The sequence below is a fragment of the Chryseobacterium sp. WG23 genome (assembly GCF_024586575.1).
Lineage (GTDB): Bacteria > Bacteroidota > Bacteroidia > Flavobacteriales > Weeksellaceae > Chryseobacterium.
On the sequence record NZ_JALCZE010000008.1, the window covers coordinates 39,240 to 55,818 of the forward strand.

Here is a 16,579-nt window from a genome sequence, read left to right on the forward strand (position 1 = left end):
GTAATAATGACCTTCAGCTCCGTTCAGATGTCCTACAAAAGTTGGTCAGATTGGAGCTAAAGGTTTTCTAAAACCATTGATTATACTTTTTACAAAAAACAATTAACTTCGCTATTATGAAACAGCCTGTCCGCTTTAACTCTATTTCAGATTTTCATGCTTTCTGTAGTCTGTCGAATCCTGAACATCCGCTGATCAGTTTAATAGATTACAGCAAAGTGCGTTATGCTGTAGATTATGAAGAACTGAAATGGATTCAGAATTTTTATTCAATTGGTTTGAAAAAGAATGTCAGTCCAAAATTCAATTATGGACAACAGCAATATGATTTCGATTCCGGAGTGCTGTGTTTTGTTTCACCACAGCAGTTTTTAAGCCTTGAAATCAATCCCGATGTTAAAGTGGAGCCTACCGGATTTTTATTGCTTATTCATCCTGATTTTCTGTGGAATACTTCATTAACCAAAAAAATAAAAACTTATGACTTCTTTAGTTATCAGGTGAAGGAGGCTCTTTTCCTTTCTGATAAAGAAGAGGAAATCCTTGTTAATATTCTTAAAAATATTGAAAGAGAATATCAGTCAAACACCGACAGATTTACGCAGGAGCTTATCATTGCTCAGATTGAATTATTACTGATTTATTCTGAACGTTTTTATGAACGGCAATTTTTTACCAGAAAAAAGTCAAGTCACGAATTGTTATTTAAATTTGAAGATATTCTTTCTCAATATTTTGAAGGCGGAAATCTCCTCGAAAATGGCATTCCCTCTGTGAAATGTATTGCCGAACAGATGAATATCTCCCCCAATTATCTTGGGACATTGCTTCGTCTTCATACTCAGCAAAACACACAGCAGCATATTCAGAATAAATTAATTGATTCTGCTAAAGAACGTTTGAGTACTACAAGTTTATCTGTGAGTGAAATTGCTTATGAACTGGGATTTGAACATCCACAGTCTTTCAGCAAACTCTTCAAACAGAAGACGAATCAGTCTCCGGGAGAATTCAGAAAGTTATTTAACTAGATTTTTCATAGATCACCAGAAATGTCCCTGTAGCAAGAGCCTATAATACGTCATACACCCATCCCCAGACTGATAAAATTGTACAGAAATATTTACTCCCGGCAATTGGGAATTAGTTATATTTTAAGCTTTTGAAGTCATGGTTCCGCATCGGAGCACAGCATTGATCATATACATAAAACTATTGTTTCTGGTCCTATACAAAAAAGTTCAGGGAAATATTTCTTAGTAAGTAAACAGGAAAGAGAATAAGTTCAGATATAATTTCTGAAAACAGATTATTCATCTTTTTTTGACGGAACAAGGAAAACGTCCATCAGGCCTTCCGGCAATTGCATTTTAATAAATCTCTCTTCTCTGTTTACCTCCAGGATCCAGTCTTTGATAAGAGGGATCACAATTTCACGGCCTTCAAATCCAAGAATGAAATAATTTTGGGCAGTCTGATCGTTTACAGATCGTATTACTCCACAGTCGTTATCATTTTCATCAAGGATATTGTACCCTATTATTTCGTGATAATAGAATTGTTTTCCTGAAAGTGGAGGAAGGGTAGCAAGCGGAAGGTAAACACTTTTACCTAAAACCTGATCTACCAGAGATTCTGAGGAGCCTTTAAAAGCAAGATTTAAAGCATCTAATTTGCTCCAGGAGGATTTTTCAATAAAAAATGGAACCAATAATCCGTTGATTTCAACGAATATTGATTCCAATTTATTGTAAAGCTTGGGCTGATCGGTATCCAATTTAAGGATAACGTTACCCGCAAGTCCATGTCTGCGTGTGATTTTACCTAAAAAATAGCAATCTTCTTTACGCATAACAGGATTTGTTTATTAAGCTTCAGTGTTTTCTTCAGTTTCAGCAGCAGGAGCTTCTCCTTCTGTAGCTTCAGTAACAACTTCTTCAGCAGGTGCGTTAGCAGCTTCCTCAGCAGCTTTAGCATCAGCATCAGCTTGTGCAACAGCAGCAATTCTAGCTTCGTTTACTTTAACTTCAGCATCTAAAGCAGCTTTCTTAGCGTCAGCCTGAGCTTTAGATAAACCTTCTACTTTACCTTGTACTTTAGCATCTTTAGCGTCTACCCAAGCAGCAAATCTTTTTTCAGCTTCAGCTTCGTCAAAAGCACCTTTAGCTACACCACCTTGTAAGTGTTTTTTGTAAAGGGCACCTTTGTAAGAAAGGATAGCTCTGGCAGTATCAGTAGGCTGAGCACCATTGTTTAACCACTGTACAGCAGAATCAACGTTTAATTCAATAGTTGCAGGGTTAGTAATTGGGTTGTAAGTTCCTAGTTTTTCGATGAATCTACCATCTCTTCTTGCTCTAGAATCTGCAACCACGATGTGGAAAAAAGGCTTACCTTTTTTACCGTGTCTTTGTAATCTGATTTTTACTGACATAATGTTTGAATTTTACGGGAACTCGTCCCAGTTAAATATTTAAGAGTGCAAAGATAAAACAAATTTTTCAATTTGGTAATTTGAAAATGGGATAATTTGATATTTTTTTCACTCATTCATTATCACCTCATCAAAAATGATTCATTAATCCACTTTTCCCATATAGAAAAGCCCTAAACACTTTTGGTTTTCCTCTATGGTTAAAGATTCCTTCAGAAGGTCAACAATTGTTGGAGAGCTCCAGTAGCATCCTATATTATGGGCCGTACAGGTAAGATACATATTCTGAACAGCCATTGAGGTAGCTGCAACCTCTTCCCATTCCGGAACCATTCCGCTGAAATTAACAACAATGGAAACTACCACATCAGCTTTGTTGATTTTAAAACCGATATCATTATATTTTTTCTCTAAGAAAAGCTGTTCGGGCTGCGTAGTTTTATAGATAGCCTGCATTTCTGAAGCCAGATTTGCCTTTTCTTCCCCTTTAAATATTTTGAAACGCCAAGGTTTTGTACGTTTGTGATTGGGTGCAAATGTTGCCGAACTTAGAATTTCATCAATAACCTCCTGGGAAATTTCTGCGTCTGTATAATCTTTTGGAAAAGTACTTCTCCTCTGTTCTATGATTTCTTTTACTATTTCTGCTTTGTTCATAACTGCAAATTTACAATATGAGATCCAATCTCCGGCATTTAAAAGATCAGGTTTTTAATGCCAACCTATGATTTTTGTATGCTTTGTAATTGCTTATAATGAAGGTCAGCAAAATCGCTGCGGCAAACACTTTAACCAGCCATTTTTCATATACAGCTCCGTATAACGGATCCAGCATATACAGCACAATAAAGCTGAAAGCATATATCATTCCTGCAATAATCCAGATAGGGCCGGGATCAGGATATTCCTTAACGATACCCGATTTGTTGTAATTAAAAATTGGAAGCAATTTATGCCCGTCCCATATCAATAAAATAGAAACAGCAAGCATCATTAAAGAAGTGATTATCCAGGTTCCGGAGAATGAAAGACTAAGTGTAATCACCCAGATATTAGTTAATATTGCGAAAAATACTAAGACCCCAAGAGTCGCATAACGCTGGGTCATCAGTAAAACTCCTGTGATCACTTGTGCCCATCCTAAAAAGTTCCAGTAGAAACCGGATTGGTACAATGCTTCAAAAAAGTAACCTATTGGATTTTCTGTTGAAATACGGGTGAACCTATTCCCTATTAATTTGGTTAATCCTGATGGCAAAAAAGCGAAGCCCACCAGATAACGCAAATGGATAATGATCCATTGATTGATTCTGTTTGTTCTTAAATTACCGAATTTCATGGGTATTGTGGATAGTTATGGTTTCATCATTAAGGTCCCTTCTTAGAGTACTTCCACTATTTTTTGATGAATTTTATTTAGTACAAATTCATCTCCGGCCCTCATCCCCATTATCTTTTTTGCCATTGGACTTTCGGGTGAAATGGCGTAGAAACGGTCTCCTTCAAAAAAGAATTCACCTAATGAAACTGAAATATAAAAACGGGCTTTATTGGTAATCACCAATGATCCCAGCTGTGCTCTTTCTGTACTTGTGTTAAGAACTTTTGCCATATTTCTTTTAAGATCATTCAAAGCTCCCAATTGTCGCTGCATCTGGTAAATTTCCTCCTGCATTTCTTCTCTCATGCTGTCATATTTCGGAGTTTTTTTGATGTCACGGCTTGCTTCCAGAGTAAACTCAATAAATTTTTTAAGTTTTTCAATTTTCTCTGTAATGGTAGTTTTTACGAAGTCTCTGATATCACTTTTTTCAAATACAATCTTCTCCATAAATCGAATCTTTATATAAAGATAATATTTTTCTCATAATAATTTATATTTTCATTTCTTCATAAAAAAACAAATGTCCCCTATCCCAACATCGTAGGTACCAATCTCTAATGCAATAAAAAAGCCCTGTAAGATTTACAAGGCTTATGTTTTATTTTTCTGATATCTGTTTCAGGCCATCAAGTCCCTGTCCAAACATTTTATTCATATTATTATCCATCATAGGCTTCATAATCTTCATCATTGTATTGAGTTCATTATCAATCATCCAGGTTACTTTTGTTCCATTACCCTCAGGTGTTAGTATAAAGGTACTTTTGGCATTTCCTTCAAAAGGCTGGATAAAGTGAAGTTTGGTGACCATTTTTTCATTAGGTACCATTTCAGTAATCGCCTGTTCTCCCTCGCCCACATTTTTATCTCCTTTCCAGTGATAGGAATCTCCTATTTTATCACCATCGCCTGAATACGTAATCACTATATTTTTATCTGCTTTGGAAAAAGGATCCCATACATTATATTCTTTTAAAGAACCTACATGTGACCATACTTTTTCTTTTGGAGCTTTAATAACAACAGATTTTTCAAAATGATAGTCTTTGCTGAAAGCCAGCATTGCGATAACAGCGTATACAACAATCAACAGAATGATGATTCCGATAATTTTTAAGAGTGTTTTCATAGTTTATATATTTGGGTTATTTATTTCCTGACAATGTTTAAATCTGTCTTCAAAATTAAATATTCTACCATCACCCCCACTTTCCATATGACAAGATTATTTAAAGATAAGTATTTTTGTCATAACTTGTTATTCAGGCATTATTTTTGAGCTTTTGAGCTGTGATTCCTGATGAATTACTACATTTAACTTTAATTAAAATCAAAAAATGAATATTTTAACTGAGAAATTTAACACTCCATATCATTCTGCACCGTTTACTTCGATTAAAAATGAAGATTATCTTCCTGCTTTTAAAGAATTAATCCAAAAATCTGAGGAGGAGATCAATGCAATTGTTAATAATCCTGAGGCACCTACTTTTGAAAATGTAATTGAAGCTTTAGCGTATTCTGGCGAGCAGCTGGATGTTGTTTCCAATATATTTTTCAATTTAAATTCCGCAGAAACAAGTGATGAAATCCAGCAGATTGCTCAGGAAGTTTCTCCTATTTTAACGGAATATTCTTCAAAGATTTCTCAGAACGAAGCTCTTTTCAGTAAAATTAAAAAAGTATACGACGAAAAGGAAAAATATAACCTCAATGAAGAACAAAAAATGCTTTTGAATGAAACCTATAAAGGTTTTGTAAGAAGTGGTGCTTTATTGAATGAAGAGGACAAGGAAAAATTAAAAAAGATCAGCATGGATCTTTCTCTAAAATCCCTGCAGTTCGGACAAAATGTATTAGCTTCTACCAATGCTTATTTCAAGCACATTACCCATAAAGAAGATTTGGCAGGTATCCCTGAAGCTATTATTGATCAATATGCAGAGGAAGCCAAAGAGAGAAATCTGGAAGGCTGGGTTGTTACGCTGCAATATCCAAGCTATATCCCGTTCATGACTTATGCGGAAAACCGTGAACTGAGAAAGGAACTGGCATTGGCCAATGGCAAAAAATCTTTTGATGGTGGTGAGTTTGATAACCAAAATATGATCAAAGAACTTTTAACTTTAAAACAGCAAAAAGCTGAGCTTCTAGGGTATAAGGATTATGCTGATTTTGTTCTTGAAGAAAGAATGGCCAAATCACCGGTGAAGGTTTTTGATTTCTTAAATGAACTTTTAACCAAAGCAAAACCTTACGCTGATAAAGAAATCGAAGAATTAAAACTATTGGCTAAAGCTGATGGTATTGAGGATATGCAAGGTTATGACCATGCTTTTTACGCTGAAAAACTTCGTAAACAGAAATTTGACCTGAATGACGAAGAACTGAAGCCTTATTTCCCTTTAAATCAGGTACAGGATGCTGTTTTTGGATTGGCTGGAAAACTTTTCGGATTAACATTTGAGGAAAGAAATGATATTCCGAAATACCATGAAGAAGTAAAGGTATATGAAGTAAAAGAAAATGGCACTTATAAATCTCTGCTTTACGTTGACTATTTCCCAAGAAAGGGTAAAAGAGCAGGTGCATGGATGACAAGCTACAAAAATCAATATCAACAGAACGGGGAAAATTCACGTCCGCATATTTCTATTGTCTGCAATTTCAGTAAACCAACAAAGGACACTCCTAGTCTATTAACATTCCAGGAGGTGACTACTTTATTCCATGAATTTGGACATGCTCTTCACGGAATGATGGCCAATACGCAATATCCTTCTCTTTCGGGGACTTCTGTAAAATGGGACTTCGTGGAGCTTCCATCCCAATTCCTGGAAAATTTCTGCTATGAACCTGAGTTCTTAAAAACTTTTGCGAAGCATTACAAAACGGGTGAAGTTCTTCCTGATGAAAAAATTGAAAAGATTGAACAGTCTAAAAACTTTATGGAAGGATATCAAACCCTGAGACAGATTGGGTTCGGGCTTCTGGATATGAATTACCATACTAAAGTTGGAGAATTAGCACATGAGACGGTAAAGGAGTTTGAAGATAAATATACCCAGGCAACTACACTTTACCCTACGAATTCTGAAACAGCAATGAGCCCAAGTTTCTCCCATATTTTTCAGGGTGGATATTCTGCGGGATATTATTCTTACAAATGGGCAGAAGTACTGGATGCTGATGCTTTCCAGTATTTTAAAGAAAACGGAATTTTCAATCCGGAGATTGCAGCTCAGTACAAAGTCCTTCTTTCCTCCGGCGGAACGAAAGATCCCATGGAACTGTATAAAGATTTCAGAGGTAGTGAACCAAAAGTAGAGAGCTTATTGAAAAGAGCTTTCGGATAATCTCTATTTCTTGAATATGATACAAGAACTTAATCAATTTGAAGCTGTTTTTAAGGATGCCTTAAAAACAGCTTTCATTCATGTAAATACTGAATACATTGATGATCTTCTGGATAAAAGAGATCTTCCTGAATTTTCGGATGTATGGATGAAAGCCTATCAAACGATTGACGAAAAAATAACTGACGAAGAAACAGAAGATCAGGTAAGCAATATCCGAAAGGAAATTTTCATATCAACATTCAGAATGATAGGACCATCAGACTTACCGGCTTATATTTCTGATGATTTCGGACTGATCAGTGCTTATTATATTCACCATATTGAAAATAAATGGGTGACCAATTTATTTTTTACTTATCTTAATCATCAAATTCCTCAGGGGAAACTGATGAAAACAAATAAAATGTTAGAAGAATTGATTTAAAGATATATTGCCTTTATTCCCTTCAGAGAAAAGAATTTCGAGTAAGTAAAAAACTAATAATCATAATGGATAAAGAAACAAAAGACTTTCTCTCAACAATATTAGTGTTTGTCGTAATGTGTATACTAATTGTTGTTGGAGTATATGCTTGTAATTTAGCTGGCAATGGAATTTCAAAAGATCCTGAAAAATGGGGACAATTTGGAGATTATTTTGGAGGAGTTTTAAATCCAATCTTAACTATTTTCAATTTAGTATTAGTAGGTTATTTAACTTTAAAAATTTCTAGTATTGAAGATAATAGAAGCAAAAACATTATGTATGAGAATGTTAGGCCTTTAGGTTTATTCTCTTTTGAATTATCTAAAAACTCTTTGAAAATCCATCTTCATAATGTGGGGGTAGGACCTTTAATCATTAATGAATTTAAAACATATAATGAAATTGAAAAAAAGGAAGTTGCTGATTTTTATGAGTTAATTAATAGCCTTTCTCTTCCTGCTGTATATGCATATTCAGGAAGAAAAAGTAGTGATCAAAATATTATTTCAAAAGATGGTTTTATGAAAATTTTAGAAATCTCCATAACAGAAGACTCTAAGGGATTTGATTATATTGAAAAACTAAAAATATTTAATGAAATTAGGGAGAAAATTGGAGGATATAAGCTTAAAGCTACTTATACAGACTTATATGGTAAATTGATTGAAACCAAAGAAGAAGATCTTAATCAAATAAACATAGAATTTCGTTAAAAAGTGATAAATATATTAAAATCATGATGCTGAATGTAAAACAACTTTACAACACCTTAGACGCTCGCCTTCGTCCCGAAGATGTTGCGGAAATGATCGTTGAGTTGATGAAAAACCATTTAGCAGTTCATCAGCTTACCACTTTAAATAAGGCAGCCAGTCGTTCCCTAAAGAACAGTGTTCATGGCTATACTTCAATGCTGCAAACATTTAGCACTGCGATAGGAGCAGAAAAGCAAATCAAAAAAGCTATTGAGATCTTTAAAGTTAATGAAAAAGAAAATTCAGGTTACAACACAACAGACAAAATTGAAACGTTTCTGAATGAAGCTTCACCATTGATCCACAAAATAGTGGGTCAGAATGATTTCAAAAGTGACCGTCTGAATAAAGATTTGCGAAAACTAGCAGGATTGGATATTTCCAAAAGAAATTACAATAAGAAATGGAGGCTTCTAAAACGTATTGAAATAAGACTTCATAAATTCATTCATGAATCGAAAAAAATAGAGCTTCAAAAAATTGCCAAACATGGTCTTTCCCATACCATCAGTTTTGAGGATTTTAGCAGTGATTTAAATGCAGCCTGCTTTATTGCTTATTTTAATGCCCGCAGTAATCTAAGAAATGTATTTACCAATCATAGCCAGGACAGACCGTTCGACGAAATATGCGAAATGCTGTTCAATAGATGTAAAATATATTCTGAAGAAACAAATTGGTTGGCTATTTCCTATATTTATTCAGACAAAGAAGTTTTGCTGCATCTGACCGATGAGCAAAAAGGTAAACTCTTAGGAAAATGGACGGTTATTCTTGAGGACATCTCAACATTTCTTGAAGAACTCTGGAATGAAAATGATATTAACAGAAAAACAATGGCTGTAAAGAAAGGTAACGATTCTACGACCTGGAACAATACAGTCGGTGCCTGGAATAAAGCCAGAGACAACTGGATGAATCTCATTTATGCATTAGGTATGGATTCTATTCTTGACGACATCTGCTTTGGAAAGGTAATGCGTCTGATGGCTGCCGATGTTATTGCATGGCATCTCTCTACCGGTGGAAAGATTGATCCTAATACGGAAGTATGGAATATAGTACCTTTACCCTGGGAAGTTTTTCAGGAAAGAATTTTTTGCAATAAGGAAATGATTGTGAATGCGTGTAAAGAAGCAGGTATTGATCCGGAGAACTCAGGCTGGATCGCTCCACGACTTCAGGAAGTCAGTCAGTTTAAGCCAACACCGGAACTGGTACATGGGGTAATGGTTACCAATCCTTTTTTGTCCAAAATTTTGAGACAGAATAAATATTTTTCAGGAAAACTCTGAAAAGAAAAAATAAAAGGATAGGTTAGCTCAGTGGTAGAGCACCCGGCTCTTCACCCGGGATGACGCAGGTTCGAGCCCTGTACCTATCCTGATTTTTTAAAATAGTTCAGGATTCAATCAAAAATGTATCTCGTTTAATTCTTTTTAACAAAAGTACTAATCAACTTCTTCTCACCCACAAAACCCTAAAAGATTTATTTTAAGAAAGCTAAATTTGTAGATTACAACATAAGTATTCATTCTGTAATTTTAAATAATGAGCAATATAACATCAAGATTAGAAAATGTAAAAAAACTCCAGGCTAAAAGATGGGAGAATGAAGACCATTGGGATACTTTAAATGATTTATTAATCAAAGAACTGGATGAAATTTTACTTATTGAGCCAGAAAACACATCCGCTTTAATCAATATTGGAGCTATTTATTCTGATATGGGAGAAAATGAAACGGCTTTGCACTATTTAAAGAAGGCATTAGATTTAGGTTCAAACGACAAAAATTTATATGTGAATCTTGCCGTTGTACTTATTTATATGGAAAAACATCAGGAAGAATATTTAGAATATCTTGAAGAAGTGGAAGATAAGATTGAAGATCCACTTACTTTTAAAGCCTATTTTGATCCTCAGTCTCATTAGAAATTTATTATTAATTAAAACCTTACACCATGTTACTAGCCATTTTACTTCCCTTCTTATCCTTTATGGTTCGTGGAAAAATCATCACCGGAATTATCTGCCTGATTTTACAGATTACCTTAATCGGCTGGCTTCCCGCTGCTATATGGGCGGTTGTTTCTTTAAATAATGCCAGAGCAGATAAGAGAACAGACAGGCTCATTAAAGCCATGCGCAACACTCAAAAGTAAAGTCATTTCATATAATTTTTTAAATAATTACTGTAATTTGACTTCAGGCATCTGCTCACAATAAACCCAATTCTATCCTTATGAAAGAAAATAAATACGACAACCCGGCTTTTTTTGACCAGTATGAACAGATGCTACGGTCACAATTAGGCTTAGAAGGAGCAGGAGAATGGCATGCTCTGAAAAATATGCTACCAGATTGTAAAGAAAAAAAGGTCCTCGATCTGGGTTGTGGATTCGGATGGCACTGCCGCTATGCTATGGAAAATGGGGCAAAATCTGTTATTGGGATTGACCTTTCGGAGAAAATGCTTGCTAAAGCTAAAGAGATCAACAACCTGGAAGGTATTCACTATGAAAGAAAAGCATTGGAAGATGTGGAATATCCTGCTGAAAAATTTGACCTTATTTTAAGTTCGCTGACCCTTCATTATGTGGAATCATTTGAGGCTCTTGCTCAAAATATTTATCATTGGCTGGTTTCAGGAGGCCGTTTTGTGTTTTCAGTAGAACATCCTGTTTTTACTGCTGAAGGAGGCCAGGATTGGGTATACGATAAAGATGGGGAAAAAGTCTGCTGGCCCGTTGACCGGTATTTTATCGAAGGGAAAAGAAACACCACCTTTTTAGGAGAAAATGTCATCAAATACCACAGGACTTTAACCTCTTATCTCAATACTTTATTAAAGCACGGTTTTAAGATCAGAGAAATTATTGAACCTGAGCCTAGTCACACCATGCTGAAGGAAATTCCGGAAATGAAAGAGGAACTTCGCAGACCAATGATGCTATTAATATCTGTAGAAAAATAAATCCTCTCTTCAATACCTTTGAAAATCATTATCTTATTTTAAATCATTAAAAAACACAAATTACTATTTTGTATAACATGGTAATAAAAATAATTTATATCTTTGTATAGCATAATACAAATCAATATGATTATCAAAAAACTTATAACCGCTCTTATACTACTTGTATTCTTTAGCAGTCAGATGGGTGCTCAAGCCCTTGAAAAAAAGGTTGAAAAGAAAATTGACAGCCTGATTCAAACTGAATTTGGAAATAAAAATGAGCCGGGAGGTGTATTTATGATCACCCAACATGGAAAGTCCCTTTATCGGAAAGCTTTTGGAAAAGCCAATCTGGAGCTTAATGTCAATATGTCCCCGGACCAGGTTTTTCAAATCGGATCAATGACCAAGCAGTTTACAGCAGTAGCCATTCTGATGCTGGAACAGCAGGGGAAACTTTCTGTAGATGATCCTGTTTCAAAATATCTCAAAGATTATCCTGGGGGAGACCAAATAAGTATCCATCATCTTCTGACCCATACTTCAGGAATTAAGGATTTTACAAAGATGAAATCTCTTTCCGGCATTGCCCAGAAAGAAATGAAACCTTCAGAAATGGTAGATTTTTTCAAAAATGAACCTGTTGATTTTACTCCGGGAGAAAAATTTGAATACAATAACTCCGGTTATGTGATTTTAGGATATATTATAGAACTTATTTCAGGAGATACTTATGAAAATTTCATCAAGAAAAATATTTTTGACAAGACAGGAATGTCGAATTCCTATTATGCTTCTGATAGAAAACTTATTCCCAAAAGGGCTTATGGATATCATAAGAAAGAATCTGGATTTGTCAACAAAACAATAATCAGCTTTAGTGTTCCTTTTTCTTCAGGCTCATTAATGTCCACTGTGGATGATATGCTGAAATGGCAGCAGGCTTTAAACCAGAATATTCTGTTAAACAGTAAAGAAACCCAAAAGGCATTTCAAAAGTACAAACTCAATTCCGGTGAAGAATTTACTTATGGATATGGATGGCATCTGAAAGATACTAATGGCATTCCGGACCGGGAGCACGGCGGAAGCATTTTTGGATTCAAAAGTATGGGTATTTACATTCCGGGTAAAGATATGTATGTGATCGGTTTCAGCAACTGTGACTGCCATTCACCGACTGAAATCACCCGAAATATGGCTAAAATTGCTTCAGACCATTCAAAATAGTGCTTAATGATTCTTTATCATCTTATTTTTCGGGAGGATATGCTCAGGAAGCATAAAAATAGAGGCTGCCACAAAAACCAGACATACAATATTGATGACAATAGCCATTAAAAAAGCATCATGATAATCCTGCTGTGACGGCTGCTCTCCCAGAAAATAATAAAAAACACCGCCCACTGCAATAATTCCGATGATCGCTGCCACCTGCTGAAAAGTATTATACACCCCGGATGCATTCCCCACAAGGGTTTCAGAAATTCCTGACAATGCCATATTGGCAAGGGAAGGAATAACAGATCCTACTCCTACTCCATGTAAAAACAACAGGAGATAAAAAAGATAAAAAGGTGTTTGTGTATTGAATAAAAAAGTCTGTACAATAAGAATACTGATGATCAGCCCCAAGCCCCCAAGTAATATATTCTTTCCGTATTTTAAAACCAGTTTTGCAGAAAAAAGAGAAGCCAAAATAAAACCTAACCCTTGAAAAACAATAATCTCACCGGCATTCAGCGGACTGATTCCTAATCCATCCTGAAAAAAAAGGGAGACAATATAAAAATAGGAATCAAGCATGATAAAAAAAAAGACCACCGCCCAGATTCCCAGGCTGAAATTCTTATATCTGAACAGTTGAAAATCAATTAGGTAAGGACGTTCTTTTTTCATTTTTCCTTTCTGATTTTTAATAAAATAAGTAAGAATACAGCCTGAGATAAGAAGAAGGACCATACTTCTGACAGTAACTCCCTCGTGTTCAGACATCGTTAAAGCGTATGTAGAACAAAAAAGGCCGGCAGAAAGAGCTGTAACACCCCAAATATCAAAGGTATTTTTTACCGGGGTTTTAGATTCATCCAATATTTTTATGCTTAAAAAAACAGATAAAATGCAGATGGGCACATTCATCAGAAAGATCAGCCTCCAGGGCTCCTGCATAAAGGATAATGATGAAAAATAGCCTCCGAAAAACTGTCCTGCAATCGTTCCGATACCAATGGTTATTCCGTACCATCCCATCGCTTCTGTTCTTTCTTCATGACCCGGGAACAGGATCTGTATCATAGACAGAACCTGAGGAGCCATCAAAGCAGCGCTTACTCCCTGTATAAAACGGGCGGTGATGAGTTGTCCGGAACTGCCTGAAATCCCACAGCCTACAGAGCTCAGCATAAAAAACATCAACCCTAATATGAAGACCTTTTTCCTGCCATACAGATCCCCCATTCTTCCTCCTGTAATAAGAAAAGAAGCAAACCCAATAAGATAAGAGGAGATCATCAGCTGCATTTCTCCATTGGAGGCATGAATATCCCGCTGGATAGAAGGAATGGATACATTAATAATAAAAATATCCATAATGGTTAGTAATTGCCCCGAAAGTACAATCAACAATTTCAAGTATTTAGAATTCATAATTATATAGATATATCTATTTTTTAAATGCCAAAAAAATTAGTCAAGAATTCCCTGAATAATTTTTTTAGCATGATCGAAAGAGTCCGTATTTTTATGGATGGTTGAGGTAACAACAGCGCCCTCAATAAGTAGAAAAATAGTTTCTGCCACAAGATCAGTATCCGGTAGCTCACTTTGTTCCACCAATGTTCTAATAAGCTCTTTTTGTTTTTCTTTGTGTTTCTTTACAAAATCGGACACAATGGGATTAGTGTCGCCTATTTCGGAGATAATTTTAATAAAATGACATCCGGAAAACCTGGAAGATTTTTGAAGCTTTATCCTGTAATCTATTAAAGCCTCTATTTTTTCTTTAGGATGGGAAATTCCTTCAACACATTTTTCAACACCTTCAAACCAGGTCAGCTCTTCTTTAATAAGATAGGCATGTAAGAGCTCTTTCTTGGATGAAAAATGATTATACAGAGAACCAATTGCAATATCAGCATCTGCAATAATCTGATTAATCCCGGTCGAATTATAACCTTGTTTATAGAAAAGATCCGAAGCTACCCTGATGATCCTGTCTCTAACTTTTTCTTTTTTCATCCTGAAAATTTTTACAAAGTTAATTAAAAAATAGATAGGTCTATCTATTTTTTTTAAACTTTTCTTTTTCTATCAGTAAAAATGTCTGGTCAATGTACTGGTAAAACTGTTGTATTCACTGGGATTGACTAAAAACAGGATTTTACTCTACAGAATTTGAAAACTCCGAAGGAAACAGAATAGCATTATATCAGACGATTGATTAATACAATTTAATACATATTATTTTTTCATTGAAATATCTGCATATTTTGTATCTTTAATTACCAAATTCATAAAAATGTTGGGTAAAAAAATATGGCAGAACAACTTCATTTTATAAAAACCAACCCTAATATTGCTAAAATTAATTTATACAATAAGCTCTGTCAGGAAGAAGAGAGCATTATGAATTTCCTGCAAACAACCGATACTGCCCAGCTTGAAACGATTAAAGAAAAGATAAAAGAATCCGTAGATGAGCTTACCCGGGAAGAAATGATGAACATCTTTTCATGGTTCAGTCATAAGTATCCTTCAGATCCAGAAGAAACTAAAACACAGCTTTTTATCCATGGTATAGATCTTTTTTACGAAATACCATCTAATGATAAAGTACAAAGTTTTCAGCAGATTCTTTCAGATTATGAAAAATACGCTCAGCAGCCTATGGGTTATATTGTTAACTCTCAGAATTTTAATAAGTTTTTGATTTACGGAATATTTGTTACCGCATTACTTCATAAAGATCAGGAAAATATTCTTTCTGATTATTTAAAAACTGACCATCAGGATTTATATGTTTTGGCCGAAAACCAATTATATTTAAAAGAACCTGACATCCAAAATAGCACTAATCTTCAGCTTTATTTCAATGACCTGTATGATATGACAAAATTTTATAAAGGGTCTATTATCCAGCTTTAAAATGATGGTCATAAAAGAGGTTTCAGACCTCTTTTACTATTTGGGGATTTTCCATCAGGTAAATTAATGCGTCTTTTACAGCTTGTTCTGGTTTTTTGGGATTAAATCCTAATTCATTTCTTGCTTTGGAAATATCAAAATCCTGCTGTAATCCTGAAAACATGGCAATATCTTTTCTAGTCAGTACCGGAGCCTTTCCACCCAGCCAGGCTGTAAACTCCATGATGGCAGCGATACCCAACAAAATCCCTTTTGGGGCCGAACCCGGTATTTTAAGTTCAAGTTCAGGATAAAGCCTGTTTGCTAAAATAGTGGTGTCTGTAATACTCATGCATTTTTCATTAGCAAGAATATAACGTTCCCCGGGTTTTCCCTTTTTGGCAGCAAGATAGCATCCTTCTGCAACGTCCTTTACATCCACCCAGTTTAAGGTTATTTTAGTATCTACAGGGATTTTTTTATTCAGAATAAGTTTCAAAACTCCATATGAAACATTCAATGGTGAAAATGCCTCACTCCCTATCATAGCGGCAGGCATCACAGAAACAAGCTCTATTCCCAGCTTGGCAGCCAGTTCAAAAGCAAGTTTTTCACCATCATTTTTAGAATTATAGTACATATCCCTTCTGTCCGGATTGTAGCCATTGCTTTCTTTAGCTGGGAGTTTTGTATAATTCAATGCGGCAATAGAGCTTACATAGATTATTCTTTTTACCCCTGCTTCTGCAGCTGCTTCAATGGTATTTCGTGTTCCGTTGATATTGACATCATAGATTTCTTTTTGGGGATCCCGGGCCCATAATTTAAATGAAGCACCTACAGCATAAAATGTCTCTACACCCTGTAATGCTTTTACAAATGATGCTTTATCAGTTATATCCGCATGAACTACCTCACAATCCAGTCCTTCAAAGGGCTTTTTATTTCTTATATTCCGTACTGTCGCCCGTACCGGAATTCCCTGCTGCAATAAAAAACGCACCAAATTATTTCCCAAGTGCCCGTTTGCTCCTGAAACCAGGCTTAAAGTATTCTCTGTCATTACATTAATTTTAATGCTACAAAGTTCACCTTCCTGC

General features: G+C 35.2%; 19 protein-coding genes and 1 tRNA gene. 11 read left to right on the forward strand and 9 right to left on the reverse strand.

Annotation, left to right across the window (positions count from 1 at the left end; all coding sequences use genetic code 11):
- Positions 1-116 precede the first annotated feature (116 nt).
- A complete protein-coding gene (locus tag MP477_RS13180) occupies positions 117-1,031 on the forward strand; it encodes an AraC family transcriptional regulator (protein ID WP_257190786.1) in 915 nt (304 codons plus the stop codon).
- A 278-nt stretch (positions 1,032-1,309) separates the two neighbouring features.
- On the opposite strand, the gene rimM is transcribed toward MP477_RS13180, so the two are convergent.
- The 6 genes from rimM to MP477_RS13210 form a co-directional block, all read right to left on the reverse strand.
- Complete coding sequence (gene rimM / locus MP477_RS13185; RefSeq protein ID WP_230040513.1) at positions 1,310-1,852, reverse strand: ribosome maturation factor RimM; 543 nt, start codon at positions 1,850-1,852, stop codon at positions 1,310-1,312.
- Positions 1,853-1,867: 15 nt separating this feature from the next.
- Complete coding sequence (locus MP477_RS13190) at positions 1,868-2,434, reverse strand: 30S ribosomal protein S16 (RefSeq protein ID WP_257190787.1); 567 nt, start codon at positions 2,432-2,434, stop codon at positions 1,868-1,870.
- A 144-nt stretch (positions 2,435-2,578) separates the two neighbouring features.
- Positions 2,579-3,091 (reverse strand): nitroreductase, encoded by a 513-nt coding sequence (locus MP477_RS13195; protein ID WP_257190788.1) that lies wholly within the window; start codon positions 3,089-3,091, stop codon positions 2,579-2,581.
- A 46-nt stretch (positions 3,092-3,137) separates the two neighbouring features.
- A complete protein-coding gene (locus tag MP477_RS13200) occupies positions 3,138-3,773 on the reverse strand; it encodes a DoxX family protein (RefSeq protein ID WP_257190789.1) in 636 nt (211 codons plus the stop codon).
- 42 nt (positions 3,774-3,815) lie between these two features.
- Positions 3,816-4,265, reverse strand: a complete 450-nt coding sequence (locus MP477_RS13205) for a GreA/GreB family elongation factor (RefSeq protein WP_230040521.1) — start codon at positions 4,263-4,265, stop codon at positions 3,816-3,818.
- Positions 4,266-4,416: 151 nt separating this feature from the next.
- Positions 4,417-4,947, reverse strand: a complete 531-nt coding sequence (locus MP477_RS13210) for an SRPBCC family protein (protein WP_257190790.1) — start codon at positions 4,945-4,947, stop codon at positions 4,417-4,419.
- 208 nt (positions 4,948-5,155) lie between these two features.
- Here MP477_RS13210 and MP477_RS13215 point away from each other — a divergent pair, with 208 nt between their 5' ends.
- The 9 genes from MP477_RS13215 to MP477_RS13255 all read left to right on the forward strand — a co-directional run bounded on the left by MP477_RS13215 (position 5,156) and on the right by MP477_RS13255 (position 12,587).
- The gene (locus tag MP477_RS13215) at positions 5,156-7,174 is read left to right on the forward strand and encodes a M3 family metallopeptidase (protein ID WP_257190791.1); all 2,019 of its coding nucleotides are present in this window, start codon (positions 5,156-5,158) and stop codon (positions 7,172-7,174) included.
- Between the two features lie 16 nt (positions 7,175-7,190).
- Positions 7,191-7,601: a hypothetical protein gene (locus tag MP477_RS13220; RefSeq protein ID WP_257190792.1), complete on the forward strand. Its 411-nt coding sequence runs from the start codon at positions 7,191-7,193 to the stop codon at positions 7,599-7,601.
- A 65-nt stretch (positions 7,602-7,666) separates the two neighbouring features.
- Positions 7,667-8,356 (forward strand): hypothetical protein, encoded by a 690-nt coding sequence (locus MP477_RS13225; RefSeq protein ID WP_257190793.1) that lies wholly within the window; start codon positions 7,667-7,669, stop codon positions 8,354-8,356.
- A gap of 23 nt (positions 8,357-8,379) precedes the next feature.
- Positions 8,380-9,693 (forward strand): hypothetical protein, encoded by a 1,314-nt coding sequence (locus tag MP477_RS13230; RefSeq protein ID WP_257190794.1) that lies wholly within the window; start codon positions 8,380-8,382, stop codon positions 9,691-9,693.
- A gap of 15 nt (positions 9,694-9,708) precedes the next feature.
- Positions 9,709-9,783: transfer RNA gene (locus tag MP477_RS13235), tRNA-Lys, on the forward strand.
- A 166-nt stretch (positions 9,784-9,949) separates the two neighbouring features.
- Positions 9,950-10,333 (forward strand): tetratricopeptide repeat protein, encoded by a 384-nt coding sequence (locus MP477_RS13240; RefSeq protein WP_230040533.1) that lies wholly within the window; start codon positions 9,950-9,952, stop codon positions 10,331-10,333.
- A 29-nt stretch (positions 10,334-10,362) separates the two neighbouring features.
- A complete protein-coding gene (locus MP477_RS13245) occupies positions 10,363-10,563 on the forward strand; it encodes a YqaE/Pmp3 family membrane protein (protein ID WP_257190795.1) in 201 nt (66 codons plus the stop codon).
- Positions 10,564-10,643: 80 nt separating this feature from the next.
- Positions 10,644-11,375 carry a class I SAM-dependent methyltransferase gene (locus MP477_RS13250; RefSeq protein WP_230040536.1) on the forward strand — a complete coding sequence of 244 codons (732 nt, stop codon included), beginning with the start codon at positions 10,644-10,646 and terminating at the stop codon, positions 11,373-11,375.
- 126 nt (positions 11,376-11,501) lie between these two features.
- A complete protein-coding gene (locus MP477_RS13255; protein WP_257190796.1) occupies positions 11,502-12,587 on the forward strand; it encodes a serine hydrolase in 1,086 nt (361 codons plus the stop codon).
- A gap of 3 nt (positions 12,588-12,590) precedes the next feature.
- Here the strand turns inward: MP477_RS13255 and MP477_RS13260 are convergent, their stop codons facing one another.
- Positions 12,591-14,003 carry an MFS transporter gene (locus MP477_RS13260; protein WP_257190797.1) on the reverse strand — a complete coding sequence of 471 codons (1,413 nt, stop codon included), beginning with the start codon at positions 14,001-14,003 and terminating at the stop codon, positions 12,591-12,593.
- Positions 14,004-14,042: 39 nt separating this feature from the next.
- Positions 14,043-14,594 (reverse strand): TetR/AcrR family transcriptional regulator, encoded by a 552-nt coding sequence (locus tag MP477_RS13265; protein WP_257190798.1) that lies wholly within the window; start codon positions 14,592-14,594, stop codon positions 14,043-14,045.
- A gap of 297 nt (positions 14,595-14,891) precedes the next feature.
- On the opposite strand from MP477_RS13265, the gene MP477_RS13270 reads away from it, so the two are divergent.
- A complete protein-coding gene (locus tag MP477_RS13270; RefSeq protein WP_257190799.1) occupies positions 14,892-15,500 on the forward strand; it encodes a hypothetical protein in 609 nt (202 codons plus the stop codon).
- A gap of 22 nt (positions 15,501-15,522) precedes the next feature.
- On the opposite strand, the gene MP477_RS13275 is transcribed toward MP477_RS13270, so the two are convergent.
- Positions 15,523-16,542: an NAD-dependent epimerase/dehydratase family protein gene (locus MP477_RS13275; RefSeq protein WP_257190800.1), complete on the reverse strand. Its 1,020-nt coding sequence runs from the start codon at positions 16,540-16,542 to the stop codon at positions 15,523-15,525.
- Positions 16,543-16,579 lie beyond the last annotated feature (37 nt).